Below are 25,008 nucleotides of genomic sequence, written 5' to 3'. Positions count from 1 at the left end.
CGCGCACCTCACGTCGTTTGAGCGAGACGCATCATGCAAGCCCTGGACGAATTCCTCAGACAGCACCACATCACCGAGGTCGAGGCGATCATCCCCGACATGGCCGGCATCGCGCGCGGCAAGATCATCCCGCGCAACAAGTTCGAAACGGGCGAAGCGATGCGGCTGCCGCAGGCGGTGATGGTGCAGACCGTGACCGGCGAGTATCCGGAGGACGGCACGCTGTCCGGCGTCACCGATCCGGACATGGTCTGCGTGCCCGATCCGTCGACGATCTGCCTGATCCCGTGGGCCGTCGATCCGACCGCGCAGGTGATCCACGACTGCGTGCACTTCGACGGCTCGCCGGTCGAAATCTCGCCGCGCTACGTGCTGCGCCGCGTGCTCGATCTGTACAACGCGAAGGGCTGGAAGCCGGTCGTCGCGCCGGAACTCGAGTTCTATCTGCTCGACATGAACAAGGACCCCGATCTGCCGCTGCGCCCGCCGGTCGGCCGCACCGGCCGCGCGGAAACCGGCCGCCAGTCGTACTCGATCGAGGCGGTCAACGAGTTCGACCCGCTGTTCGAGGACATCTACGAATACTGCGATATGCAGGGGCTCGACATCGAGACGCTGATCCACGAGGTCGGCGCCGCGCAGATGGAGATCAACTTCCTGCACGGCGATCCGCTGTCGCTCGCGGATCAGGTGTTCCTGTTCAAGCGCACGGTGCGCGAAACGGCGCTGCGCCACAACATGTACGCGACGTTCATGGCGAAGCCGATGGAAGGCGAGCCGGGCTCGGCGATGCACGTGCACCAGAGCCTCGCGGATCCGGAAACGGGGCGCAACCTGTTCAGCGATGCGAACGGCGACGTGTCGCCGCTGTTCCGCGGCTATCTGGCCGGGCTGCAGAAGTACACGCCGGCGCTGATGCCGATCTTCGCGCCGTACATCAACTCGTACCGCCGGCTGTCGCGCTTCATGGCCGCGCCGATCAACGTGCAGTGGGGCTACGACAACCGCACGGTCGGCTTCCGGATCCCGCAGTCGGGGCCGGGCGCGCGTCGCATCGAGAACCGCATTCCGGGCGTGGACTGCAATCCGTATCTCGCGCTCGCCGCGACGCTCGCGGCCGGCTATCTCGGCATCACGCAAGGGCTCGAGCCGACCGAGCCGCTCGCGTCGGACGCGTACGACCTGCCATATCAATTGCCACGCAATCTGGAGGAAGGACTCTCGCTGATGGCGGCCAGCGTACCGCTGGCGGGCATTCTCGGCGAGAAGTTCGTGAAAGCGTATCTCGCGTTGAAGGAGACCGAGTACGAGGCGTTCTTCCGCGTGATCAGCTCATGGGAGCGGCGGCATTTGCTGCTGCACGTGTGACGCGGGTCGGCGGCGGGCCGGCGGCCGGGCGGCGGCCCGTGCGCGGGTCAGTCCGCGTGCGCGAAGCGTTGCTGGTCGAGTTGGAGGATCCGCTCGACGGACGTCGCGACGTCGAGTTGCCCGGTTTCGATCACGAGGTCGGGCGACACGGGCGGCTCGTACGGATCCGAGATGCCGGTGAAGCGGCGCGTCTGGCCGGTGATCGCCTTCGCGTACAGACGCTTCGGGTCGCGCGCGGAGCAGACCGCGATGTCGGTCTTCAGATAGATTTCGACGAAGCGTCCGGCGCCGACGATCGTGCGTGCGCGCTGGCGGTCGGCCTCGTACGGAGAAATCAGCGCGACGATCACGGTGATGCCCTGATCGTTCAGCAGTTTCGCGAGTTCGGCGGTGCGGCGGCATTGCTCGGCGCGGTCCGCGCGCTCGAAGCCGAGATCGGGCGACAGGCCGGTGCGAAGCGTATCGCCGTCGAGGATGCAGATCGGCAGGCTGCGTTCGCGCAGGCGGGCGGCGATACGTTCCGCGAGGGTCGACTTGCCGGCACCGCTGAGGCCGGTCAGCCAGAGCGTATGGGAAGAAAAGGGTCTCATCGGATCAAGCGGCCTGACATGATCGACAACGTTGGAGTGCGATCCGCTCTCATTGAATGTTGGGATGGGGCGGGCTGCGTTGCGAATGCAATCGTCGGCCGGATTCTATTCGTCCACAGTTGGCAATGTGTTACACAATCGTTTCGGTATATTACAGCAATATGCTGGGTTTCTGACGATTCGAAAGAAAGTGATGTGACGTTACCGCCGGCGCAAGTCGATCAGGCGCAGCAGCCTGGGTGAATTTCGGTCATGTCGACATAATGGAAGATTGTCTTGCAAGTTTGACTGTGTAACGCTATTGTGCAGGACATGAATGCTGCTCCTGATTCCTCACTGGACGCCGTGGTTGCCGACCTGACGCTCGCGGTCGGGCAGTTCGTTCGGCGCCTGCGCTCGGAGGCCAATCCGAGCGAACTGAACCTTTCGCAGATGGGCACGCTGGCGCGCCTGGAACGAGACGGCGCGATGACGACCGCGGATCTGGCGCGCGCGGAATCCATGAAGCCGCAGTCGATGGGAACCATTCTCGCGGGCCTCGAGCAGGAAGGACTGGTCCACCGCCAGCCCCACCCGACGGACGGACGCCAGGTTCTGTTCGGGTTGACGGAGAAGGGTGTCGAAGAGCGGCGCCAGCGCCGCATCGCCAAGCGGGACTGGCTCGTCGCCGCCACGGCACGACTCGATCCGGCGGAATTGCAAGCGCTGGTCGCCGCCATCCCCCTGATTCGGCGGATCAGCGAGTCCTGATCCCTGAAAGCGCCGGCCATCCGGTCTTTCAGGGTGCCGAATATTCGAAACTGATAGGAGTACTACTCATGCCTCTGACAACACTTGACCCCAACAGCGCCCTGATCGTCGTCGACCTGCAGAAGGGAATCGCATCCTTCCCATCCGTTCATCCGATGGCGGACGTCGTGACCAATGCGAGCGGTCTGGCCGCCGCGTTCCGCCGGCACGACCTTCCGGTCGTGCTCGTCAACGTCACCGGCGGGGCGCCGGGGCGCGCCGAACAGGGCTACCGTGGAACCTTCCCGGCGGATTTCGCGGATTTGCTGCCGGAACTCGGCCGCCAGCCTCGGGATCATGTCGTCACCAAACAGACCTGGGGCGCGTTCACCGGCACCGATCTCGACGCCTATCTCCGGGAGGCCGGTGTGACCCAGGTCGTACTCTGTGGCGTCGCCACCAGCATCGGCGTCGAGTCGACTGCGCGATACGCGCATGAGCTCGGCTTCAACGTCACGCTCGCCGTCGATGCGATGACCGACATGGACGCCGACGCCCACGCAAACAGTCTCGCGCGGATATTTCCCCGGCTCGGCGAGACAGGCGCGACGCAAGAGATCATCGACCTTCTCGACCAGCGTGGCTGACAGAGGTCTTGCGTTGAACAAGGACAGTGCCCCCGTCGTGGCTGATCCCGGCGACGTCGATCGACTCGACCCGTCGGTCTGGAAGATCTGCGCGGTCGCCATCTTCGGGGCGCTGCTGTCTCAGCTCGACGCAACGATCGTCAACGTCTCCCTGTCGAACCTGGCGGTGGATCTGCACAGCGGCCTGTCGACGATCCAGTGGGTGACGAGCGGCTATCTTCTCGCGCTGACGCTGGTCCTGCCGCTGAACGGCTGGCTGGTGGACCGCATCGGCGCGAAGGCGCTCTACCTCTGGTGCTTTTCCACGTTCACGTTGTGCTCGGCGTTGTGCGGTCTGGCCTGGTCGGCCGATTCCCTGATCGCGTTTCGCGTGCTGCAAGGGATGAGCGGCGGCTTGCTCGCACCGATGGCGCAGATGATGATCGCGCGGGTCGCCGGCAAGCACATGGCGCGCGTCGTTGGTTTCGCCGCCGTGCCGGTCCTGATCGCGCCGATCCTCGGGCCGGTGATCGCGGGCGGCATCCTGCAATACGCGTCCTGGCGATGGCTCTTCCTGGTCAATCTGCCGGTCGGCGCGCTCGCGCTCCTGCTCGCCGCGCTGTTCCTGCCTCCCGACCGGGACGAAACGAAGCGGCGGGAACTGGATTGGGTCGGGCTGGCGCTGTTGTCTCCCGGGCTGGTGCTGCTGCTCTACGGATCGGAGCGTCTCGGGCAGACCGCCGGCCGTCTGGCGCTGACGGCTGGCGTCCTGCTGCTCGCGGCATTCGTCGGAACGGCGGCGCGCAAAGGCGGTCGCGCGCTGATTGATCTGCGGCTGTTCAACGGGAAAGTCTTTTCGATCGCCGTGATCGCGCAATTCCTGTCCAACGGCGTCCTGTTCGCCGGCCAGATGCTCATCCCGGTCTATCTGATCCAGGCGTGCGGCCGGTCGCCGGGCGAGATGGGCTGGTTGCTCGCGCCGCTCGGACTGGGCATGCTGGTGGCTTATCCGTCGATGGGCACGTTGACGAAGCGGTTCGGCATCCGTCGGGTGTCGGCCGCAGGCGCGTGGCTGGCGCTGGCTGCCACTCTGCCGTTTCTGTACCTGGCGAGCCGAGGCCTTGATCTGCTCGTGCTGGCGCCCGCGCTCTTCTTTCGCGGCATGGGGCAGAGTGCCGTCGGCGTCCCCGCGATTGCGGCCGCCTATGCGTCGGTCGACCGTCGCGACCTGCCGATGGCCACCACCACGCTCAACGTCGTGCAACGTCTCGGCGGGCCGGCGCTGACCACGCTATGCGCGAGCCTCCTCGAATGGCGGCTGGGTGTTCCGGCCTCCGGCCATGCGACGGCGAACGCCTATGTCTGGGCGTTCCTGCTGCTGTGCGCGCTGCACGGGCTCACGCTGGTCGCTGCGTCGTACCTGCCTGTTCGGGTCGATGCGGATCGATGAGGATCGATGAGGATCGATGAGGATCGATGATGGGGGGACGCATCGCGCATAGGGATGCGTCCAGTCCCATCGTCTTGCCCGTCACGTCGTCGGGCCTTTGAACAGATCGTCGGCGCACGGTATGCCGTCGCGCGGCTTCGCCGGCGCGTGCGCCGGAACCGGGTTCGCATGGCCGACGCCCGCATGGCTCTGGGCCGCCCTCGGCCGTAGCCAGGATGGCTTGTGCCGGTGCGGCATCCTGCAGTCGCCGGCAGCGGGATCTTCTTCGGGCGCGGCGGCGGCGGGGACGGGCGTTTCCAGCGACGCCACCTGCAGCGGAGCAAACGGCAGCGCGCGCAAACGCTGGCCGGTCAGCACGAACGCGGCATTGGCGACGGCCGGCGCGATGGCCGGCACACCCGATTCGGCGACGCCGGTCGGCGCCGCGTCCGACGGCACGAAAAACACGTCCACCGGCGGCGCCTCCGCCATTCGCACCGGCGGATAGTCGTTGAAGTTGCTATTTTGGGGCGCGCCGTGATCGACGCCGATCGCGAAGCCGGACTTCGTCATCGCGAGCCCGAACAGCGCGCCGCCCTGGATCTGCGCCTCCGCGCCCAGCGGATTGACGACGCGGTTCGCGTGCACGCCGGCCGTCACGCGGTGCACGCGCGGCTGGCCCTGCGCGATCGACACGTCCGTCACGTATGCGACCACGGTGCCGAACGACTCGTGCATCGCCACCCCCCACGCGTGCCCGGCGGGCAACGCGCGCTGGCCGTAGCCGGACCGGTCGACCGCCAGTTGCAGCGCCTGCCGATGGCGCACGTGCTCCGGGCCGGCGAGGCGCGCCATCCGGTACGCGACCGGATCCTGCTTCGCGGTGTGCGCGAGCTCGTCGACCAGCGTTTCCATCACGAACGCGGTGTGCGAATGGCCGGCCGAACGCCACCATTGCACCGGCACGTCGACGTCCGGCTGATGCGCCGACACCTGCATCGGAAAGCGGTACGGGCTGTCGGCCACGCCGGCGGTCGCGGTGGTGTCCACGCCGTTGCGGACCATCGTGCTCGCGAGCGGCGAGCCTTTCATGATCGACTGGCTGACGACGACGTGATGCCAGTCCCGCACGTTGCCGGTGCCGTCCAGGCCGATGTCGACGCGATGCAGCGCGAGCGGGCGGTAATAGCCGCCGCGCATGTCGTCCTCGCGGCTCCAGATCACCTTGACCGGGCCCTGATGGCCGGCCGCCGAATAGGCGTTCGCGACGTGGGCCGCCTCGACCAGATAGTCCGACGACGGCGTCGCGCGCCGGCCGTAGCTGCCGCCCGTCGTCATCGTGAACACCTGGACTTTGCGCGGCGGCACGTCGAGCGCTTTCGCGATCGCCAGCCGGTCGAGGGTCGGCAGTTGCGAGCCGACCCACAGCTTGACGCCGCATGCGCAGCCCGGCAGGCCGACGTCGATCGTGCAACTGAGCGGCTCCATCGGCGCGTGCGCGAGATACGGAAATTCGTAGTCGGCCTGGATCCGGCTCACGGCCGGCGGGGCGCCGCCGACGTCGGCGGTTCGCACGACGATGCCCGGCTGGCCCGCGAGTTGCCGGTATTCGGCGATCAGCGCGTCGGACGATACCGTCGAGCCGGTGTCCTGCCACGTGATCCGAAGCGCGTCGCGGCCGAGCTTGGCCGGCCAGTAGCCGTTCGCAATCACCGCCACGCCGGTGCCGCCGCGGTCGGTCGGGATCTCGACGACTGCGACCACGCCCTTGACCGCTCTCGCCGCCGCCGCGTCGTAGCTCGCGAACCGGCCGCCGAAGCGCGGCGGGCGCGCGACCAGCGCGACCTTCATGCCCGGCAACTGCCAGTCCATGCCGTACCTGAGCGTCCCGTCGAGCTGCGCGCGCGCGTCGATGCGCGGCATCGGCCGGCCGACGATGCGCCACTGCGACGGGTCTTTCAGCACGACCTGCTGCGGCACCGGCATCGCCATCGCGGCATGCGCGAGCTCGCCGTAGGTCGCGCGGTAGGCGCCCGAGGTCACGACGCCATCGAGCGTCCGGCACGTGGCGGGATCGACGTTCCAGCGTTGCGCGGCGGCCGCGACGAGCATCGCGCGGGCGCGCGCGCCGAGCTCGCGGTATTGCGTGAACGAATGCCTGATCGACGTCGACGCGCCCGTCATCTGCGTGTCGAAGACCGGATCCTTGTACGGTTCGCCGGCCGGCGCCAGCACGGTGCGCATGGTGTTCCAGTCGGCGTCGAGCTCGTCGGCGAGCGCCATCGGCAGCGCGGTGCTCACGCCTTGACCGGCCTCGAGCCGATTGACGGCCACGGTCACGGTGTTGTCCGGCGCAATGATCAGAAAGGCTTGCGGCGGCGACGCGGGCATCGGCGGCGTGATCACCGCGCGGGCCGGCGCGGGCGTGATGCCGAGCGCCAGGCAGCCGCTCGACGCGAGCGCGAGTTTCAGGAAATCGCGGCGGTCGAGCGCCGCGGCGTTCGGTTGTCGGGCGCCGGCACCGGCCGGCGTGTCGAGATCGCGGATACGCATGGGGTTTCTCCGGCGAAGGTCAGGCGAGCGCCTTCGCGGCGTCGTGGATCGCGGCGCGGATGCGCTGGTACGTCGCGCAACGGCAGAGGTTGCCGGACATCGCGCTGTCGATGTCGGCGTCGGTCGGCGCCCGGTTACCGCGCAGCAGGCCGACCGCGCTCATCATCTGGCCGCTCTGGCAATAGCCGCATTGCGCGACGTCGTGCTTGACCCACGCATCGAGCACGGCCCTGCCGACCGCGTCGTCGGCGATGTGCTCGGACGTCGTGACCTGCGCGCCGGCCACGTCCGAAATCGGCAGCGTGCAGCTGCGTGTTGGCCGGCCGTTCACGTGGACGGTGCACGTGCCGCACGACCCGATGCCGCAGCCGAATTTCGTGCCGGTCAGGCCGAGATTGTCGCGAATCGCCCAGAGCAGCGGCGTCGACGGATCGGCGTCGACGTCCTGCGCGTTGCCGTTGATGTTCAGCGTAACCATCGCGTCGTTGTCCTCGTACAGGTGCGCTTTTATGGCTCGCGAGAGGTCGCGGCATCGTGGCGCATTGAAATGCATTAAAGCAGGTCGACGCTTTTTTTTGCAGACTCGAGGGGGTGAATTTTACTTTTTTTAATGATTGAAATTTTCGGATTGCATGAATGGATATTGAAATTAATGAGATGCGAGTGAGCGGTGTATTTTGTGGTTGTCAATCGACTCGAATTGATTAGTGATGGGAAATGATGGGATTTTGAATAATTGTTGAGTTTTGAAAAAAGCCGGGGTGATCGCTGGCCATCGCCCGCCGCTGGTGCCTATATTGGCGACAACGAGGGTGCGCTTGCCGGCGCCGGATGTTCAATCGTCGAACCTTGTGCGAGATTCCCGGTTGCTGGGATTGCGGCCAAGAGTAGAAACTATAACGTGATTTTTTGCCGATTTAGATTCAGTTGATGGGTTATTCATAGGCGAAATTTGATTTAATTTTTCGTCATGGATTGCCTGAATTGCTGGAATAAGCGGTGTAAAAATTATCGATTTCGACGGGCGATCCGGACGTATTTTTTGCCAGTCTTCAGACAGGCTTGCGCAACGGCTGTCGACGTCGTCATCGCGTTGGCCGCTATCCCTGCGTTGTCGACTTCACAGGGAAGGTGTGACATGCATATGCGCAGCAACGGTTCGAAGCGGGGCGTGGACGCGCTCCCGAAGCTCCTGGTGCCGACCGGCATATTTCTCGCGCTCGCCGGTGCGGGAATCGTCCCGGTGGACGCATTCGCCGCCTGCTCCGCGGCGGGGACCACGGTCACTTGCGCCGCGAGCGCCACGCCTTACAGCTATGCGAACGGCGCGAACAACCTCGGCGTGACGGTCGAGCCCGGCGCGACGATCACCGTGCCGTCCGTGCTCGGCGGCGCCGCGCTGTCGCTCACCGGCAGCGGCGTCACGCTGACCAACAGCGGCACGATCGATCCGTCGCTCGGGGCGCCGTTCGCGATGGGGGACGGCGCCGTCGTCGGCAATGTGACGACCGCGAGCACCGTCAGCGTCACGAATACCAGCACGGGCGTGATGAGGGGCACGGCGGGCGTGCCCAACAGCGCGCCGGCGCTGTTCGTCGAAAACGGCACCGGCGGAACCACCCGCATCACGAACGCGGGCACGATCGGCTCGACCGGCATCGTTGCCGGCCCGGGCTCGCTGGTGGTCGGCACGCTGGGCGGCGCGCAGGTCGATTTCACGAATGCGACGGGCGGAATGATCGCAGGCTCGGTGTCGCTCGCGCCGGACGGCACGGCAGGCGGCGGCAACACGTTCACCAATGCGGGGACGGTGACCGGCACCGTGTCGCTGGGCGCGGCGCCCGGTACGGCCAACACGTTCAATGCGTTGACGGGGTCGTCGGCCGGCTTCGTCGACGGCGGCTTCGGCGGCAACAACACGCTGAATCTGCAGCAGAACCCGGCGGCCGGCAGTCCGGCGAACGGCACGATCGCGATCAATACGTATGGCGACTTCAACCATCTGAACGTTCAGAGCGGCACGTGGACCATCGATGGCGTGTCCAGCGCGACGAACGCGTCGCTCACGGGCGGCGCGGCCATCGTCGGCAACGCCGGTGCGCTCGGGTTGGGCTCGATCACCGCGAATGGCGGCGCGTTGCAGGCGGGTTCCACGGGCGTGAATCTGGGCAACGCCATCGCGCTGGGCGCGGGCGGCCTGACGCTGAACGGCGCGAATGCGCTCGGCTTGGGCGGCACGATTTCCGGCAACGGCGGTCTTGCGCAGACCGGCGCGGGCACGACGACACTGAGCGGCGCGAATACGTATACCGGGGGCACGACGCTGAGCGGTGGCGGACTGATCGCCGGCACCGGTTCGGCGCTCGGCACCGGCGCACTGAACGTGACCGGCGCGGGCGGCACGCTCGCGACGAGCGCGCCGGGCACGACGCTGGCCAATGCGATCAACCTGGGCGCCGGTTCGACGCTGACGGTGGGCGGCGCGAACAATCTCGGCCTGGGCGGCGCGATCTCCGGCCCCGGCGGTCTCGCGGTCACCGGCCCGGGAACCACCACGCTGACCGCCGCGAATACGTACACCGGCGGCACCACGGTCAACAGCGGCACGCTGGCCATCCGCGCGAACGGCAGTCTCGCCGCGACGAGTCCGGTGAACCTCGCCGGCACGAGCGCGGTGCTCGATCTGAGCGGCGCGGCCACGTCGCAGTCGATCGGCACGTTGTCCGGCGTGGCCGGCTCGGCCGTGAACCTGGGCGCGAACGATCTGACGCTGGACGGCACGGGCAACGGCACCTATGCCGGCAATATTTCCGGCACCGGCGGCGTGACGATGTCGGGCACCGGCACGCAAGCGCTGACCGGCTCGAACACGTATTCCGGTGGCACGACGATGAACGGCGGCAGCCTGATCGTCGACAGCGGTTCCGCGCTGGGCACCGGCGCGCTGAACGTGGCCGGCCCGGGCGGCACGCTCGCGACGAACGTGCCGGGCGCGACGCTGGCCAACGCGATCAACCTGGGCTCCGGTTCGACGCTGGGCCTGAACGGCGCCAACCCGCTAAGCTTGCGTGGCGCGATTGCCGGCAACGGCGGCCTGGCGCAGACCGGCGCCGGCACGACGACGCTGAGCGGCGCGAATACGTACACCGGCGGCACGACGCTGAGCAACGGCGGTCTGGTCGCCGGCAGCGGCACGGCGCTGGGCACCGGCGCGCTGAACGTGACCGGCCCGGGCGGCACGCTCGCGACGAACGCGAGCGGCACGGCGCTGCCCAATGCGGTCAACCTCGGCGCCGGGTCGACGCTGACGGTGGGCGGCGCGAACAATCTCGGCCTGAATGGCCCGATTGCCGGCGCGGGCAATCTCGCGGTGGCCGGCCCGTCGACGACGACGCTGAGCGGCGCGAACACTTACACCGGCAGCACGACGATCGGCCCCGGCAGCACGCTGGCGGTCGGCGCGGGCGGCGGCCTGTCGCCGGGCAGCCCGGTCGAGCTGGCCGGCGCGGGCGCCACGCTGAACGCGAGCGGCGCGACGACGCCGCAATCGATTGCGGGGTTGTCGGGGACGACCGGCTCGGCCGTGAACCTGGGCGCGACGCCGCTGACGGTCAACCCGACGGGCACCGGCGTCTTCGCGGGCACGCTGTCCGGTACCGGCCCGCTGACGCTGTCCGGCCCCGGCACGCAGGTGCTGAGCGGTACCAGCACGCTGTCCGGGCCGACGACCGTCAACGCAGGCACGCTCGAAGTCGACGGCTCGCTGGCGAAGTCGCCGGTGACCGTCGGCCACGGCGCGACCGTCGCGGGCAACGGCGTGATCGGCGGTCTCGTGGTATCGGGCGGCGGCACCGCGTCGGTCCCGCAGGTGGGGCAGCGGCTCACGGTGGCGGGCAACGCGGCGTTCCAGCCGGGTTCGACGCTGCAGGTGGCGGTGACGTCGCAGCAGGGCAGCGGCCTGAACGTGACCGGCTCGGCCACGCTCGGCGGCGGCACCGTGGAGGTGCTGGCGAGCCGGGCGCAGTACCAGCCGAACCAGACCTACACGATCCTGAGCGCGGGTGCGGGCGTCCAGGGCCAGTTCAGCGGCGTGCGGTCGACCTATGCGTTCCTGACGCCGACGCTGCAGTACGACGCATCCCGGGTTCTGCTCGCGCTGACGCCGAACGGCACGTCGTTCTCGTCGGTCGCGACGACGCCGAACGGGCAGGCCGTCGCCGGCGCGCTCGGCACGCTCGGCGCGGGCAACCCGCTGTTCAATGTGGTGCTGACGTCGGATGCGCCGACCGCGCGGACGGCGTTCGCGCAGCTCGGGGGCGACCTGTATCCGAGCACGCGGACCGCGCTGCTGCTCGACAGCCGCTTCGTGCGCGACGCGGTGCTGGACCGCGCCGATCGGGGCGGGTTTTCGGGCGTGGCGGGCGACGCGGGCGAGGCTTGCGGCGGCTGCGAAGCGCCGGTGTCCGCCGACGACGGCACGGCATCGCTCGACGCGCGTCTCGCGTCGCAGAACGGCTGCACGCCGACCGCGTCGCCGACGCGGGCGGTCTGGGGGCGTCTGTACGGCTCGCACGGCCGGCTGAGCGGCGACGACGCATCGTCGGTGAGCCGTAATCTGTACGGATTCGTCGTCGGCGCGGATGCGCCGGTCAGCGATCACTGGCGCGTCGGCATCGCGGGCGGCGCGTCGCGCAGCCTGCTCGGCACGGACTCGAACCAGTCCGCGACCGCGACCGGCGGGACGCTCGCGTTGTACGCGAGCGGTCAATACGATGCGTTAGGCGTACGTGGCGGCGTCGCGCAGGCGTGGTACCGCGTGGACAGCGAGCGCAACCCGTCGTTCGGCGGTTTCTCCGATCACGACACGGCCGGCTACAACGCGAGCGCGACGCAGGTGTTCGGCGAAGTCGGCTATTCGATGACGTTGCGCAACCTCGCGTTCGAACCGTACGTCGGGCTCGCGTACGTGAACGTGAGCACCGGCGGTTTCACCGAGAGCGGCGGCGCGGCCGCGCTGAAAGGCGATTCCGGCTCGACGGGCGTCGGCTACTCGACGCTCGGCGTACGGGCCTCGACGGACGTCGCCACGATGGCGAACGGCAAGGTCTCCGTGTTCGGCAAGATCGGCTGGCAGCATGCGTTCGGCGGCACGGTGCCGACGTCGACGCTGTCGTTCGCGAGCGGCGGCGCGTCGTTCGGCGCCGGGGGCGTGCCGGTTGCGCGCGATTCGATGTTGCTCGGGCTCGGCGTCGATGCGCGGGTGGCGAAGAATCTGACGCTCGGTTTGTCGTATGGCGGGCAGTTCGGCAGTCACGTGAGCGACAACGCGCTGTATGCGGACTTGCTGTGGCGGTTCTGATACACCCGCTCCCCATCCTTGCTGTTCCTGGCCTCGTGGCGATAAGGCCGCTGTTGGGGAAGCGGCCTGAGTTGGCATCGGGCGAGGTGATGACTCGAGAAGCATTCGACCGGCTACGCATCCATACCCACTATGAGGATCAGGGAGGATGCGCTAGATTTGCGGACTGAGAGCAAGAATACAGACCAGACCACAAAAGCCAGGGGACATCATGAAACGGTTGTTTGCAGTCGCTTTTTGCACGGCAGCGCTCGTTCTGTCGGGATGTGACAAGAACAATGCTCCGTCGGCGCCGACATCCAATTCCGCTGCGGACGCGAAAGTCGCGCTGATCAAGGACATCTCGGGTGTGTGGAATCCGTCCGACAGCTCCGGCTTATGGACGCTCAATTACTCGGACAATCGGCTCCAGACGATATTCGGCGATACGTTCATGCCCGTGACTGTCGGCGACATCGATACGACAAACGAAACGGTCAATCTGAAAGTGACCATTCCTGGCGGCGGAGAAAAAATCATGACCATCCGCAAGGTCTGGAATAGCGACCACACCTCCTACAATCTGGCGGCCACGATGTGGGACGGATCGCAGGTTTCACTTTCCTTTGTCCGGAAAATCCAGACGGACGATTTGAATCGCATCGCACAACTCGCTGCGCAATCCGGCCAGGGTGCCAACACACAGAGCGGCTCCGCGATGGCGAGTGCCGAATCACAGACGGCTGCGAAACAGCCGCAAAGTGCAACGACGAACACGACGCAAGCCACAGCCAATCCAGCGGCGGACGCCGCATCGCAAGTCGCCACGGCGGACTCGGTTGTGCCGATGGCATCCGCCGCTGCCATGGTCGGCTCCAATCCGAACGGTGCGGCTGCGCAAGCCGACAACGCGTCGGGGCAAACCTACCAGACGAGCTTCGATTGCGCGCAGGCGCACACGCTCACCGAGTATCTGATCTGCCACGATCCGGATCTCGCGGCGTCCGATCGCGAACTGGGCGGCATCTACCAGCAGGCAAAGGCCGCCGTGACCGACAAGGCGGCGTTTGCCGAGCGGGCGCGCAAGCAGTGGAACTATCGTGAAAAGAACTGCCGCGACAAGCCTTGCCTGGCGGCGTGGTACGCGTACCAGAAGGGCGTGCTGACCAAGATCGCCCAGACCGGTGATGTGAACGCGCAGTGAGTGTTCCAGATCCGCGTTTTGCGGAAGTCGTCGGGCGCGATCGGTGCCATGCCGTCAAGTCATGGCACCGCATGCCTGGAGGTACGCGCGTATGTCCGGTGCGCCCGCAATGCGTTCCAGCGACGCCGGGGAATCGCGATGCAGGCGGCGAACATACAGTTCGAGGACCTCGACCTGGATCGGCGCGTCGGTCTGAATGATCAGCGTATCTTGCACGCCTGGCGTCTGACAGAGTAACCGGGTGGCCGCGCCGATATCCAGCAGCTTCACCTTGATCACGAAACTTGCCCGTAGCCGCTTGTCGCCCCCGTGCACGAAACAGGCTTCCCAGGAATGACGGCCGAGAAATATCCGTCGGTCGTTGTCTGGGCGCAGGACGCCGGATTGCATGATGTTGAGAATCCGGTCTGCAGTGGTCCCATGGAAATAGATGCCGTGATCCGCGTGCATGGCGATTCCCCCGATCTCACGTTCTGAAAATCCAGGATGCAAAGATCATCATAGGACGCGAACGCGGCGTCCTAGGTTTTGGCGCCAGCTGCGAGGCAATCGGCAGTGAGCTGCTCATACTCGCGGGCCAATAGGTTGGGGTACCCATACGCATGACGCACTCAACACAGTGCGGCCATACCGTATATTTCGCGATAAGCTATCCGCGTCGAGTCCAGAAAGTGGGACCGCGATGTGCACGAACTATCACGCGCCGGGCGAGTACGACCTCAACGAGCTGAAGCTCATTCCGCTGAAGGATCTGTACCGCCGCACACCGTGGCGGCCCGACATCTACCAAGACTACCTTGCACCGATCGTCGCGAGCGTCAACGGTGAGCTCGAGGCGCGTTTGGCCGGCTTTGCCTTCTGGCCGCGCGACATGCTATCCGTGGTCGAACCGATGTATCCGCACGCTCGGCAAAATGACCGCGACGAGTGGACGCTCGGGCCGTGCGAGTGGCAACGGATCGGACTGACCGGATGGCGGCCGATGTGTGTCGCCGGGATCTGGCGGACAGTGAGAGACAGCAAGGGCGTCGATCGGGACGTCATGTCGATGGTGACGATCAACGCTGACGGCCACCCGTTCATGTCGCGCATGCACAAGCCGGGCGACGAGAAGCGCTCGGTCGTCATCCTGCGGCCTACCGACTGGGAGGAATGGCTCACGACCTCGAACGTCGAGGCCGCACGATCGATGCTGCAGCTCTATCCGGCTGACGAGATGGCGGCCGAATCGACGCCGAAGAGCAGTGACCAGGAGACAGGCGATGATGATTCAACACGGCAATCAGCGCGAGATTGACGACGGGGCCTACCACATCGTCATCAATGCGGATCCGCTGTATGAGGCTGCCGGTAATCCGCCGGCGATCCGCGGTTATGACATCACGTCGATCATTCAGCGCAAAGACGGCATGCCCGTGCATGGCCAGTACAGGATGGACGTGCGACATACTCCCGGCATTGGAATGACGTTGGATCAGGCACTCGATCACGGCCAGCGGTTCGCGGAAGAGATTATCGTTCTCGGCTTTTCACGAAAGATCCCGTGACGCGAATGGGGCCGAAATTGACGGACGCGTCGGACCTGCTGATCAGGCTCGCGTTCCCGCCGCTGCCGCGCGCCTGAACGTCTCGAGCGTGCCGCCGCTCGCTGCGGCTTCATTTCGCCGCCGAACTCGTTCTGACCACGCCCCCTGATGCATGATTGAACATGTCGTCCATCAGGTTCGCGACGACGCCGTCGGCGCTCGGAAACTGATGCAGCGGCGAATTGTTCCAGTGACCGGACGCGATCAATTGGCCGCCCGGCGCGGTGTAGAAGTGGATATCAACCGCCTTCAAGTACATGACGATGTCCCACCACCACTGGTCAGTGTAGGTGACCGTGAAATCGACGCCTTGAGTGTTCTTGTCGCAACCGGGAGCCGTCAGCACCGAGACGCCATGGTTCTCGAGGTTCTGCTGAATACGGGCGTCCATGTCAACGGAATTGCCGCCGTGGTTGACGAAGCAGGCCTTCGTCATTGGCACGCCGTTCGCCTGCGCGCCCTGCATGACGGACTGGCTGGTCGAACAGCCGGCGAGAAGGGCGAGCGCTGCTAGAGCGCATCCTGAGGTGATGGTTCGCATGGTCTCTTTCTTGTGGTTGATGTGCCTGGATAACGGCAATTCTCCGGCGGATTTTACGGGTAACGGCCGGCAACGCGCTCACGTTGGCGCCGCATTACACCCTGGCGGTCGGCTCGACGCCGTACACCTCGGTTGTGGTGCCGTACTCGATCCGGCCGCCGCATCGAGGTCAGCCTGGTGTGGGGTGGAAAGTCCGATAGAATGCGGACCATGATGTGGCGGTCGGGAAATCTTCCGGCTAGCAAAGAATGGTCGGCTCCGATAGCCAACCACTGCGCAGTCGACCAGACGGTATCGCTGGCGATACGAATATGACCATCTCTCGGAGAGCGAAGCTCCAAGCGGGCTCTTCATTCTTGTTGACGATCGAGCGGGGAGTGAGCAGGAGGAAAATCGCCGGGCTTGGGCGTGGAGAAACTGCATGAGCGACAATCCGGCTTCCCTGACGCCGCCGCCGGCAGGTTATGCCGACTGGCTGGCGGAGTTGAGAACTCGCATCCACGCTGCCCGGCAGCGTACGTCGCTGGCGGTCAACCAGGAACTGGTGCTGCTGTATTGGAGACTTGGCCGTGACATTTTGCAGCGGCAGGCCGAACAGGGGTGGGGTGCCAAGGTCATCGATCGGTTGGCGCATGACCTGCGTCGTGCCTTCCCGGACATGAAGGGGCTGTCGCCGCGTAACCTCAAATACATGCGTGCTTTTGCCGAGGCCTGGCCGGATGCCGAATTTGTGCAAGGGGTGCTTGCACAATTGCCTTGGTACCACCAGTTGGCCCTGCTGGATAAATTGCCCGGCCCCGAGACCCGGCGCTGGTACGCGGCCAAAGCCATCGAGCATGGCTGGTCACGCAACGTGCTGGTGATGCAGATCGAAAGCCGCTTGCTGGAACGCAGCGGCCAGGCCGTCACCAACTTTCCGGTCACCTTGCCTGCGCCGCAGTCCGATCTGGCGCGCGAATCCCTGAAAGACCCGTACCGTTTCGACTTCCTCGGATTGGGCGAGGAGGCGTTGGAGCGCGATATCGAGCACGCGCTGGTCCGGCATGTCACGGAATTCCTGCTGGAGCTGGGCGCAGGATTTGCCTTCGTCGGTCGTCAAGTGTTGTTGAACGTGGGCGGCGATGAGTTCTTTATCGACCTGTTGTTTTACCACGTGAAGTTGCGATGTTACGTGGTGATTGAACTCAAGGCTGGGGAATTCAAACCGGAACATCTGGGGCAACTGGGTTTTTACCTTACCGCTGTGGACAGGCAGGTCAAGGGCGAGCATGACAACCGCAGCCTTGGCCTGCTGTTATGCAAGGGCAAGAACAAGCTGGTGGCCGAATACGCGCTGAGCGACAAGAGTCAGCCGATGGGTATTGCCGAATTCAAGTTGTTACAGGATTTGCCGATCGAGTTGCAGACCAGTCTGCCGAGTATCGAGCAGATCGAGCGTGAATTGGGCGGCCTGGATGACGGGAATGAGTGAGTGGTCGGCATCGAACCCGAGTGCATGGTTTAACGTGGATTCGCCGTCCGCTGGATGTTTACTGTGGTCGGAATGAAAAAACCCGCGAAGCCTTGCAGCTACGCGGGTTTCAGGATGTGTTCGGAACATCCCGGAATATTCTTTGGTGGGCGGTACTGGGATCGAACCAGTGACCCCTGCCGTGTGAAGGCAGTGCTCTACCGCTGAGCTAACCGCCCAAAGAAGCTAAAATTATGTCAGGCTTTTTGGGGCTCGTAAAGTACTTTCTTCAAATTTTTATGCGTCCCCAGCCGATCCCGCATCGAGCGCCGCGCGTAGATACTCGGCGAACCGCAGCCCGACCGGCTCTGCCGGTCCGCTGCGCCTCAGCTCCAGCGTGCGCGATTCGAGTGTCGCGTCGGTGAGCGGCCGAAACGCCAACTGGTCGCTGCGCACCTGCGTCAGCACGCGCGGCACGAGCGCGACGCCCATCCCGAACTCGACCATCGACAGCACCGTCTGCCACAGCCGCGCCTCGTGGCGGATCAGCGGGCTGAAGCCGGCGCTCACGCACTGCGCGATGATCAGGTCGTGATAGTGCGGCGCCGCGTCGCGCGGGAACAGGATGAACGGCTCCTGCGCGAGCGTCGCGAGCGCGACCCGCTCGTGCCGCGCGAGCGGATGCGCGGCCGGCAGGCAGCAGACGAACGGCTCCGCGTAGATCGGCGTCGACTCGACCTCCGGCGGGAAGTGGCCCCAGTGCGCGTAGCCGAGATCGATCTGCCCGCGTTGCAGCGCCTGCACCTGCGCCTGCGTGTTCAGCTCGGCGAGCACGACCTCGACGCCCGCATAGTCGGCTTCGAAGCGCCGCACCGCGTCCGGCAGCCCGCGGTACAGCATCGAATGGACGAAGCCGATCCGCAGCCGCCCGGCAAGGCCGGACGCGGAGCGCACGGTCAGCCGCTCGGCCTCCGCCGCCTGCGACAGCAACCGGCGTGCCTCGCCGAGCAGCACCTCGCCCGCGTTCGTCAGCGAGACCGACTTGCTGGTGCGCGCGAACAACTGCACGCCGAGTGACTCCTCGAACTTGCGGATGTCGAAGCTCAGCGCCGGCTGAGAGATGAACAGCCGTTTCGCCGCACGCCCGAAATGCAGTTCCTCGGCGACCGCCACGAAATACCGCAGTTGCTTCAGTTCCATCGCGCGCCTCCGTCCCGTCGATCTCATCGATAAACACAGCTTATCGTACCGAATAAATCCTGTATTGGACGCTTATCGATCGCCCCTCTACGCTGCATGCACAACGAAGGAGACGAATCGATGACCGACACCGTTCTTGCGCCGCGCACCGGCGCCGACAACATCCCCGACAGCCGCGGCGCGGACTTTTTCGCTGCCGATCCGGATCTGGGCGCGCTGCTGAAGCTGCATCTGGGCGACGCGCACTATGCGGCGCTCGAGCCGCAACTGCGCGCGCTCGGCGCGCGCGTGTCGGGCGAGCTCGACGAGCTGGCCGCATGCGCGGACAAGCATCCGCCGCAGCTCGAGCACCGCACCCGGCGCGGCGAGTCGCTGCAGCGGATCGACAAGCATCCGGCGTACGTCGCGCTCGAGCGTGTCGCGTTCGGCGAGCTCGGGCTCGCGTCGCTGAGCCATCAGCCCGAGCCGGCGGCGCCGCTCGTCAAGTACGCGCTGACGTTCCTGTTCGTGCAGGCCGAATTCGGGCTCTGCTGCCCGGTCAGCATGACCGACTCGCTGACCCGCACGCTGCGCCGCTTCGGCGATCCGGAGCTGGTCGCGCGTTATCTGCCGATGCTCGCGTCGCGCGATCCGGACGAACTCTTTCAGGGCGCGATGTTCATGACCGAGCAGGCGGCCGGCTCCGACGTCGCGCGGATCGCGACGCGCGCCGCGCGCGAGACCGACGCCGACGGCAACGCCGTCTGGCGCCTCTACGGCGACAAGTGGTTCTGCTCGAACGCGGACGCCGATCTCGCGATGGTGCTTGCGCGGCCTGACGGCACGCCGGCCGGGATCAAGGGGCTCGCGCTGTTCCTGCTGCCGAAGACGCTGCCGGACGGCACGCGCAACCGCTACCGGATCGTGCGCCTGAAGGACAAGCTCGGCACCCGCTCGATGGCGAGCGGCGAGATCACGCTGGAAGGCGCGCAAGCCTACCTGATCGGCGAGGTGGGCCGCGGCTTCCACCAGATGGCGGACATGATCAACATGTCGCGGCTGTCGAACGGCGTGCGCGCGGCGGGGCTGATGCGGCGCGCGATGAACGAGGCGCTTCACATCGTCGCGCATCGCGAGGCGTTCGGCCGTCGGCTGATCGACATGCCGCTGATGCAGCGTCAGCTGATGAAGATGCTGCTGCCGACCGAGGCCGCGCGCTCGTTCTTCATGCAGATCGCGCTGCTGCTGCCGAAGGCGGACGCGGGCGACGAGGCGGCCGCGCGCTGCGTGCGGATCCTGACGCCGCTGATCAAGTTCCGCGCGTGCCGCGATGCGCGCCGCGTGACCGGCGACGCGATGGAGGTGCGCGGCGGCATCGGTTACATCGAGGAGTGGAGCGACGCGCGGCTCTTGCGCGACGCGCATCTCGGCTCGATCTGGGAAGGCACGAGCAACATCGTCGCGCTCGACGTCGCACGCGCCGCGCAGCGCGAGCAGGCGCTCGACGCGCTGCGCACGTTCCTCGGCGACAAGCTCGGCGCGGCGCCGCTGCCGGATGCGAGCCGCGCGGCGTTGCGGCGCGTGTTCGCGCGTGCGTGCGACGCGCTCATGCAGGTCGCCGAAGCCGGTGACGACGCGCTCGTGCGTCAGGCCAGCTCGGCGCTGTACTACGCGAGCGCCGCGATCCTGATGGCATGCGAGGGCGTGCAGCTCGCGCCGGACTACCGCCGTCTCGCGCTTGCGCATCTGATCCTGCGCTACAAGCTGCTGCCGGCCGATCCGCTCGCGGTCGTGCCGCACGCGAACGATGCGGCGGTGTTCGACGCACTGCTGCATGACCGCCCGGTGTCGCTCGACGCGGCGCTCGGCCTGCTGCCGGAGGGCGCGCAATGAACGCGCCGCATGAGCACGTGCCGGCGGGTGCGCTGGCCGGCCTGAAGGTCGTCGATCTGAGCCGCGTGCTCGGCGGCCCGTACTGTACGCAGGCGCTCGCCGATCATGGCGCGCACGTGATCAAGGTCGAGCCGCCGGACGGCGACGAAACGCGCGGCTGGGGGCCGCCGTTTCTCGGTGACACCGCGTGGTACTTCGTCGGCGTGAACCGGAACAAGACGGGGATCGCGCTCGACCTGTCGCGCGACGAAGGGCGCGCGATCCTGTGGCGGCTGCTCGAGGATGCCGACGTGCTCGTCGAGAACTTCAAGCCCGGCACGCTCGCGCGCTGGGGAATGGACTACGAGCGCGATCTGCGTCCGCGTTTTCCGCGGCTGATCCACTGCGCGGTGACCGGCTTCGGCGCCGACGGCCCGCTCGGCGGCCGGCCCGGCTACGATGCGGTGATCCAGGCGATGGCGGGGCTGATGAGCGTGAACGGCGAGCGCGACGGCGACGCGACGCGAATCGGCCTGCCGATCGTCGACATGGTCACGGGCCTGAACGCGCTCGCCGGCATCCTGCTCGCGCTCGCGGAGCGCGAGAAGAGCGGGCACGGCCAGTCGGTCGACGTCGCGCTGTACGACTGCGGCGTGTCGCTGCTGCATCCGCATCTGCCGAACTTCTTCGGCTCGGGCCGCGTGCCGGCGCGCAGCGGCAACGCGCATCCGAACATCACGCCGTACGACAGCTACCGCACCGCGACCGCGCCGATTTTTCTCGCGGTCGGCAACGACCGGCAGTTCGCGCGTCTCTGCGCGCACCTCGGTGCGCCAGAACTCGCAAACGATCCGCGCTTCGCCGACAACCGCAGCCGCTGCGCGCACCGCGCGGAACTGAAGGCGGCGCTCGAGGCGCGGCTCGCCGCGCACGCGTGCGAGCCGCTCGCGCGCGAGCTGATCGACGCGGGCGTGCCGTGCGGGCCGGTGCGGACCGTCGACGAGGTCGTCCGCGATCCTCACACGCTGCACCGGAACCTGCTCGTCGAGCGCGACGGTTATCGCGGCACCGCGTCGCCGATCAAGCTGTCGCGCACGCCGGCGACGTACCGCTCGGCACCGCCGGCGCTCGGCGCCGACACGCGCGCGGTGCTCGATCGGCTCGGCGTCGATCCGGCGCTGCAGCAGCAACTGCTCGACGCCGGCGTGCTGAAGGCGCCCGGCTGATTCCGCCGACAAGAAGCGACCGGCAAGAAACCACCGGCAAGAAACCGCCAACAACAAGCTGCCGGCCGGCGGCGATACCGGCCCCCGGACAACGCGTGCGTCAGTCGCGCGACCGGGACAACATTGGAGACATCGATGAACGATCCGCAATCCCGTGCCGGCGGCCGCCGGCAGCCCGCCCGCGCCGCGCTGGCCGCCTTCGTCGGCACGACGATCGAGTGGTATGACTTCTACATCTACGCGACCGCGTCCGCGCTGATTTTCGGCAAGCTGTTCTTCCCGTCGCACGAGCCGTTCTACAGCACGCTCGCGTCGTTCGGCACGTTCGCGGTCGGGTTCTTCGCGCGGCCGTTCGGCGGGCTCGTGTTCGGCCATCTCGGCGACCGGATCGGACGCAAGAAGGCGCTCGTCGCGACGCTCGCGATCATGGGTCTCGGCACGGTCGGCATCGGCTTTCTGCCGACCTACGCGAGCGCCGGCGTGTTCGCGCCGTGCGCGCTCGTCGCGCTGCGCGTCGCGCAGGGGATCGCGATCGGCGGCGAGTGGGGCGGCGCGGTGCTGATGGCGAGCGAGCACGCGCCCGCGGGTCGGCGCACGTTCCTCGCGTCGTTCGCGCAGCTCGGCAGCCCGGCCGGGCTGATCCTCGCGCTGCTCGCGTTCCGTCTCGCCGCCGGCCGCGCGCCGGACGCGTTCCTCGCGTGGGGCTGGCGCGTGCCGTTTCTCGCGAGCGCGGTGCTGCTGGTCGTCGGCCTGCTGATCCGCGCGGGCGTGAGCGAGTCGCCGGAGTTCGAGGCGGTGAAGGCCGCGCATCGCACCGCGCGCGTGCCGGTCGTCGAGGTCGTGCAGCGCGCGTGGCGCACGGTGCTGCTGTGCCTCGGCGCGAACGTGATCGGCGTCGCCGGCGCGTGGTTCGTGAATACGTTCATGCTGAGCTACACGACCGAGACGCTCGGCCTGAATCGCTCGATGGTGCTCGACTGCCTGTTCGTCGTCGCATTCATCCAGCTGTTCACGCAGCTCGCGTCCGGCTGGTTCGCGCAGCGCGTCGGCGCCGAGCGCTTTCTGAAGTGGGCCGCCGCGCTCGCGATGCTGTCGCCGTATCCGATGTTCGTGCTCGTGTCGACGGGCCGGCCGGCCGCGATCGTCGCCGGCACCGCGATCGCGGTGATGTGCATGTCGAGCTCGTATGCGGTGATGGCCGGCTTCATGTCGAACGCGTTCGACGTGCGCGTGCGCTACTCGGCGATCTCGCTGTCGTACCAGCTCTGCGCGGCACTCGCCGGTGGCCTGACCCCGCTCATCGGCACGCTGCTCGCGCACCGCTTCGCCGGGCAGTGGTGGCCGCTCGCCGCGTTCTACAGCGCGCTCGCGGCGGTCACGCTCGTCTGCATCGCGACGCTCGCGCGCGGCCGCCGCGCGAGCGCGCCCGCGCAGGCCGCGGCGCTTGCCGATTGATCTGGCCGATCGGTCTCGCCGGTCACGCTCCGCCGTCGGCCTCGGCCGCGCCCGCGCCCGCGCCCACCGGCGGGCCGCGCAAAAGAAAACGGCATCGCGTGTCGCACGCGATGCCGTTTTTTCCATCCGCGAGCGCGCGGACGGGCGCGTCAGGTTTCCGACGGCGGCACGTAGCCGGCCGCCTGATCCGCGCCGTCGCCGAAGAAGTACTTCTCGGTCTGCTTCAGCAGATACTGGCGCGCGCGCGGGTCGGCCATGTTCAGGCGGTTTTCGTTGATCAGCATCGTCTGCTGCTTGAGCCAGCCTTGCCACGCCTCCTTCGAGACGCTTTCATAGATGCGCTTGCCGAGTTCGCCCGGCAGCGGCGGAAAATCGAGCCCCTCGGCTTCCTTGCCGAGTTTCGCGCATTGAACCATTCGAGCCATCGTGGACTTCTCCTGTAATCGTCGGGGGAGGGCGGCGGCCGCTCAGAGCTGCTTCATCAGCACGAGCGACTTGCGCTGCCAGTTATAGAGTTTGCGGCGGTCTTCGGGCAGATCGTCGACGGTCACCTTCACGAAGCCGCGCTTCAGGAACCAGTGCTCGGTGCGCGTCGTCAGCACGAAGATCCGCGTGAGCCCGCGCGCACGCGCGCGCTGCTCGATCCGCTTCAACAGGCGCTCGCCATCGCCGGAGCCCTGCGCCTCGGGCGCGACCGTCAGGCACGCCATCTCGCCGATCCGCTCCTGCTGATACGGATACAGCGCCGCGCAGCCGAACAGCACGCCATCGTGCTCGATCACCGAGAAGTGGTCGATGTCGCGCTCGATCTGGTGGCGGCCGCGCCGCACGAGCGTGCCGTCCGATTCGAGCGGCTCGATCAGCATCAGGATGCCGCCGACGTCGTCCGGCGTCGCTTCGCGCAGGCTCTCGAGGTTCTCGTACGAGACCATCGTGCCGACGCCATCGTGCAGGAACAGCTCGAGCAGCACGCTGCCGTCGAGCGCGTGCGGAATCAGGTGCGCGCGGGTGACGCCGCCGCGGCACGCGCGGATCGCGTGCTTGAGGTAGAACGCGTCGTCGCCCTGCAGCTCGCCCGAGTCGAGCAGATCGGCGGCCGCGTCGAGCGACAGCTCGGTCACGAGGTCGCCCGCTTCGTCGACGAGGCCGGGGCCTTCGGTCAGGAAGATGATCTTGTCCGCGCGCAGCGCGATCGCGGCGGCCGACGCGACGTCCTCCATCGACAGGTTGAACGCCTCGCCGGTCGGCGAGAAGCCGAGCGGCGACAGCAGCACGAGCTTGCGGCTCGCGAGCGAGTGGCGGATCGATTCGGCGTCGATCTTGCGCACGACGCCCGTATGCGCGAAATCCACGCCGTCGACGATGCCGACCGGCCGGGCGGTCACGAAGTTGCCGGACACGACGCTGATGTGCGCGTGCGCCATCGGCGTGTTCGGCAGGCCCTGGCTGATCGCGGCCTCGATGTCGAGACGCACTTCGCCGGCCGCTTCCTTCGCGGATTCGAGCGCGCGCGCGTCGGTGATGCGCAGCCCGTGCGAGAACTCGGATTCGACGCCGTGCAGTCTCAGTTGCTCTTCGACCTGCGGCCGCGAGCCGTGCACGAGCACGATCTGGATGCCCATCGCCTGCAACAGCGCGATGTCGGCGACGAGCGCGTTGAGCAGGCCTTCCTGTACGACTTCGCCACCGAACGCGACGACGAAGGTCTTGTTGTGGAACGCGTGGATGTACGGCGCGACGGAGCGCATCCAGTCGACGAACTGCGCGTGGCCGACGGTCAGATCGTCGGCCGGCGCCGGTGCCGCGGTGCCGGACTGGGCGGGGGGGAGGTCGGTTTGGGAATTCATGGGCGGGATTATAAT

The 25,008-nt window shown here is 66.9% G+C and carries 20 protein-coding genes and 1 tRNA gene; 12 read left to right on the top strand and 9 right to left on the bottom strand.

Annotation, left to right across the window (positions count from 1 at the left end; genetic code table 11):
- Positions 1 to 33: 33 nt before the first annotated feature.
- Positions 34 to 1,368, top strand: coding sequence for a glutamine synthetase family protein (locus HZI36_RS09875; protein WP_179402467.1), 1,335 nt, complete (start codon positions 34 to 36; stop codon positions 1,366 to 1,368).
- Between the two features lie 47 nt (positions 1,369 to 1,415).
- On the opposite strand, the gene cysC is transcribed toward HZI36_RS09875, so the two are convergent.
- Positions 1,416 to 1,958, bottom strand: coding sequence for an adenylyl-sulfate kinase (cysC, locus tag HZI36_RS09870; protein ID WP_179402466.1), 543 nt, complete (start codon positions 1,956 to 1,958; stop codon positions 1,416 to 1,418).
- Between the two features lie 312 nt (positions 1,959 to 2,270).
- Between cysC and HZI36_RS09865 the strand changes: the two genes are divergently transcribed.
- From HZI36_RS09865 to HZI36_RS09855, 3 genes are all read left to right on the top strand, one after another.
- Complete coding sequence (locus tag HZI36_RS09865) at positions 2,271 to 2,708, top strand: MarR family winged helix-turn-helix transcriptional regulator (protein ID WP_179402465.1); 438 nt, start codon at positions 2,271 to 2,273, stop codon at positions 2,706 to 2,708.
- A gap of 68 nt (positions 2,709 to 2,776) precedes the next feature.
- Positions 2,777 to 3,334: an isochorismatase family protein gene (locus HZI36_RS09860; RefSeq protein ID WP_179402464.1), complete on the top strand. Its 558-nt coding sequence runs from the start codon at positions 2,777 to 2,779 to the stop codon at positions 3,332 to 3,334.
- Between the two features lie 13 nt (positions 3,335 to 3,347).
- Entirely contained in the window at positions 3,348 to 4,763 is a 1,416-nt protein-coding gene (locus tag HZI36_RS09855; protein ID WP_218883777.1) for a DHA2 family efflux MFS transporter permease subunit, read from the top strand.
- An 81-nt stretch (positions 4,764 to 4,844) separates the two neighbouring features.
- Here HZI36_RS09855 and HZI36_RS09850 read toward each other — a convergent pair whose 3' ends face one another.
- Entirely contained in the window at positions 4,845 to 7,295 is a 2,451-nt protein-coding gene (locus tag HZI36_RS09850) for a xanthine dehydrogenase family protein molybdopterin-binding subunit (protein ID WP_179402463.1), read from the bottom strand.
- Positions 7,296 to 7,314: 19 nt separating this feature from the next.
- Positions 7,315 to 7,773 (bottom strand): (2Fe-2S)-binding protein, encoded by a 459-nt coding sequence (locus HZI36_RS09845; protein ID WP_179402462.1) that lies wholly within the window; start codon positions 7,771 to 7,773, stop codon positions 7,315 to 7,317.
- 660 nt (positions 7,774 to 8,433) lie between these two features.
- Here HZI36_RS09845 and HZI36_RS09840 point away from each other — a divergent pair.
- Positions 8,434 to 12,654, top strand: coding sequence for an autotransporter outer membrane beta-barrel domain-containing protein (locus tag HZI36_RS09840; protein ID WP_246327031.1), 4,221 nt, complete (start codon positions 8,434 to 8,436; stop codon positions 12,652 to 12,654).
- Between the two features lie 211 nt (positions 12,655 to 12,865).
- Positions 12,866 to 13,837 (top strand): lysozyme inhibitor LprI family protein, encoded by a 972-nt coding sequence (locus HZI36_RS26965; RefSeq protein ID WP_246327030.1) that lies wholly within the window; start codon positions 12,866 to 12,868, stop codon positions 13,835 to 13,837.
- Positions 13,838 to 13,891: 54 nt separating this feature from the next.
- Here the strand turns inward: HZI36_RS26965 and HZI36_RS09830 are convergent, their stop codons facing one another.
- Positions 13,892 to 14,287 carry a hypothetical protein gene (locus HZI36_RS09830; RefSeq protein WP_179402461.1) on the bottom strand — a complete coding sequence of 132 codons (396 nt, stop codon included), beginning with the start codon at positions 14,285 to 14,287 and terminating at the stop codon, positions 13,892 to 13,894.
- A gap of 232 nt (positions 14,288 to 14,519) precedes the next feature.
- On the opposite strand from HZI36_RS09830, the gene HZI36_RS09825 reads away from it, so the two are divergent.
- Together HZI36_RS09825 and HZI36_RS09820 are read left to right on the top strand one after the other, a co-directional pair.
- Positions 14,520 to 15,134 (top strand): SOS response-associated peptidase family protein, encoded by a 615-nt coding sequence (locus tag HZI36_RS09825; RefSeq protein WP_179402460.1) that lies wholly within the window; start codon positions 14,520 to 14,522, stop codon positions 15,132 to 15,134.
- Entirely contained in the window at positions 15,100 to 15,384 is a 285-nt protein-coding gene (locus HZI36_RS09820) for a hypothetical protein (protein WP_179402459.1), read from the top strand. The genes HZI36_RS09825 and HZI36_RS09820 overlap by 35 nt, the downstream gene beginning before the upstream one ends.
- Positions 15,385 to 15,493: 109 nt before the next feature.
- Here HZI36_RS09820 and HZI36_RS09815 read toward each other — a convergent pair whose 3' ends face one another.
- Entirely contained in the window at positions 15,494 to 15,964 is a 471-nt protein-coding gene (locus HZI36_RS09815) for a hypothetical protein (protein ID WP_179402458.1), read from the bottom strand.
- Between the two features lie 421 nt (positions 15,965 to 16,385).
- Here HZI36_RS09815 and HZI36_RS09810 point away from each other — a divergent pair, with 421 nt between their 5' ends.
- Positions 16,386 to 17,435: a PDDEXK nuclease domain-containing protein gene (locus HZI36_RS09810; protein WP_179402457.1), complete on the top strand. Its 1,050-nt coding sequence runs from the start codon at positions 16,386 to 16,388 to the stop codon at positions 17,433 to 17,435.
- 143 nt (positions 17,436 to 17,578) lie between these two features.
- Here the strand turns inward: HZI36_RS09810 and HZI36_RS09805 are convergent.
- Together HZI36_RS09805 and HZI36_RS09800 are read right to left on the bottom strand one after the other, a co-directional pair.
- Positions 17,579 to 17,653 (bottom strand) — tRNA-Val (locus HZI36_RS09805).
- Positions 17,654 to 17,711: 58 nt separating this feature from the next.
- Entirely contained in the window at positions 17,712 to 18,614 is a 903-nt protein-coding gene (locus tag HZI36_RS09800) for a LysR family transcriptional regulator (RefSeq protein WP_179402456.1), read from the bottom strand.
- A gap of 120 nt (positions 18,615 to 18,734) precedes the next feature.
- Here HZI36_RS09800 and HZI36_RS09795 point away from each other — a divergent pair, with 120 nt between their 5' ends.
- The 3 genes from HZI36_RS09795 to HZI36_RS09785 all read left to right on the top strand — a co-directional run bounded on the left by HZI36_RS09795 (position 18,735) and on the right by HZI36_RS09785 (position 23,146).
- On the top strand, positions 18,735 to 20,486 hold the full coding sequence (locus HZI36_RS09795; protein ID WP_179402455.1) for an acyl-CoA dehydrogenase family protein: 1,752 nt from the start codon (positions 18,735 to 18,737) through the stop codon (positions 20,484 to 20,486).
- A complete protein-coding gene (locus HZI36_RS09790; RefSeq protein WP_179402454.1) occupies positions 20,483 to 21,691 on the top strand; it encodes a CaiB/BaiF CoA transferase family protein in 1,209 nt (402 codons plus the stop codon). Before HZI36_RS09795 ends, HZI36_RS09790 begins: the two co-directional genes overlap by 4 nt.
- A 135-nt stretch (positions 21,692 to 21,826) precedes the next feature.
- On the top strand, positions 21,827 to 23,146 hold the full coding sequence (locus HZI36_RS09785) for an MFS transporter (protein ID WP_179402453.1): 1,320 nt from the start codon (positions 21,827 to 21,829) through the stop codon (positions 23,144 to 23,146).
- Between the two features lie 149 nt (positions 23,147 to 23,295).
- Here HZI36_RS09785 and HZI36_RS09780 read toward each other — a convergent pair whose 3' ends face one another.
- Together HZI36_RS09780 and argA are read right to left on the bottom strand one after the other, a co-directional pair.
- Positions 23,296 to 23,571 carry an oxidative damage protection protein gene (locus tag HZI36_RS09780; RefSeq protein WP_179402452.1) on the bottom strand — a complete coding sequence of 92 codons (276 nt, stop codon included), beginning with the start codon at positions 23,569 to 23,571 and terminating at the stop codon, positions 23,296 to 23,298.
- A gap of 42 nt (positions 23,572 to 23,613) precedes the next feature.
- Positions 23,614 to 24,993, bottom strand: a complete 1,380-nt coding sequence (gene argA / locus HZI36_RS09775) for an amino-acid N-acetyltransferase (protein ID WP_179402451.1) — start codon at positions 24,991 to 24,993, stop codon at positions 23,614 to 23,616.
- Between the last annotated feature and the right edge of the window lie 15 nt (positions 24,994 to 25,008).

It is taken from the genome of Burkholderia guangdongensis, from assembly GCF_013403875.1.
Taxonomy (GTDB): Bacteria; Pseudomonadota; Gammaproteobacteria; order Burkholderiales; family Burkholderiaceae; genus Burkholderia; species Burkholderia guangdongensis.
The sequence above is the reverse complement of the archived record's forward strand: the minus strand, read 5'-3'. Positions and strand labels throughout refer to the sequence as shown.

What these genes read in the sequence shown, in the direction of transcription:
- HZI36_RS09875 (WP_179402467.1), top strand. Translation starts at nt 34, where the DNA reads ATGCAAGCCCTGGACGAATTCCTCAGACAGCACCACATCACCGAGGTC.
- cysC (WP_179402466.1), bottom strand. Translation starts at nt 1,958, where the DNA reads ATGAGACCCTTTTCTTCCCATACGCTCTGGCTGACCGGCCTCAGCGGT.
- HZI36_RS09865 (WP_179402465.1), top strand. Translation starts at nt 2,271, where the DNA reads ATGAATGCTGCTCCTGATTCCTCACTGGACGCCGTGGTTGCCGACCTG.
- HZI36_RS09860 (WP_179402464.1), top strand. Translation starts at nt 2,777, where the DNA reads ATGCCTCTGACAACACTTGACCCCAACAGCGCCCTGATCGTCGTCGAC.
- HZI36_RS09850 (WP_179402463.1), bottom strand. Translation starts at nt 7,295, where the DNA reads ATGCGTATCCGCGATCTCGACACGCCGGCCGGTGCCGGCGCCCGACAA.
- HZI36_RS09845 (WP_179402462.1), bottom strand. Translation starts at nt 7,773, where the DNA reads ATGGTTACGCTGAACATCAACGGCAACGCGCAGGACGTCGACGCCGAT.
- HZI36_RS09840 (WP_246327031.1), top strand. Translation starts at nt 8,434, where the DNA reads ATGCATATGCGCAGCAACGGTTCGAAGCGGGGCGTGGACGCGCTCCCG.
- HZI36_RS26965 (WP_246327030.1), top strand. Translation starts at nt 12,866, where the DNA reads ATGAAACGGTTGTTTGCAGTCGCTTTTTGCACGGCAGCGCTCGTTCTG.
- HZI36_RS09830 (WP_179402461.1), bottom strand. Translation starts at nt 14,287, where the DNA reads ATGCACGCGGATCACGGCATCTATTTCCATGGGACCACTGCAGACCGG.
- HZI36_RS09825 (WP_179402460.1), top strand. Translation starts at nt 14,520, where the DNA reads ATGTGCACGAACTATCACGCGCCGGGCGAGTACGACCTCAACGAGCTG.
- HZI36_RS09820 (WP_179402459.1), top strand. Translation starts at nt 15,100, where the DNA reads ATGATGATTCAACACGGCAATCAGCGCGAGATTGACGACGGGGCCTAC.
- HZI36_RS09815 (WP_179402458.1), bottom strand. Translation starts at nt 15,964, where the DNA reads ATGCGAACCATCACCTCAGGATGCGCTCTAGCAGCGCTCGCCCTTCTC.
- HZI36_RS09810 (WP_179402457.1), top strand. Translation starts at nt 16,386, where the DNA reads ATGAGCGACAATCCGGCTTCCCTGACGCCGCCGCCGGCAGGTTATGCC.
- HZI36_RS09800 (WP_179402456.1), bottom strand. Translation starts at nt 18,614, where the DNA reads ATGGAACTGAAGCAACTGCGGTATTTCGTGGCGGTCGCCGAGGAACTG.
- HZI36_RS09795 (WP_179402455.1), top strand. Translation starts at nt 18,735, where the DNA reads ATGACCGACACCGTTCTTGCGCCGCGCACCGGCGCCGACAACATCCCC.
- HZI36_RS09790 (WP_179402454.1), top strand. Translation starts at nt 20,483, where the DNA reads ATGAACGCGCCGCATGAGCACGTGCCGGCGGGTGCGCTGGCCGGCCTG.
- HZI36_RS09785 (WP_179402453.1), top strand. Translation starts at nt 21,827, where the DNA reads ATGAACGATCCGCAATCCCGTGCCGGCGGCCGCCGGCAGCCCGCCCGC.
- HZI36_RS09780 (WP_179402452.1), bottom strand. Translation starts at nt 23,571, where the DNA reads ATGGCTCGAATGGTTCAATGCGCGAAACTCGGCAAGGAAGCCGAGGGG.
- argA (WP_179402451.1), bottom strand. Translation starts at nt 24,993, where the DNA reads ATGAATTCCCAAACCGACCTCCCCCCCGCCCAGTCCGGCACCGCGGCA.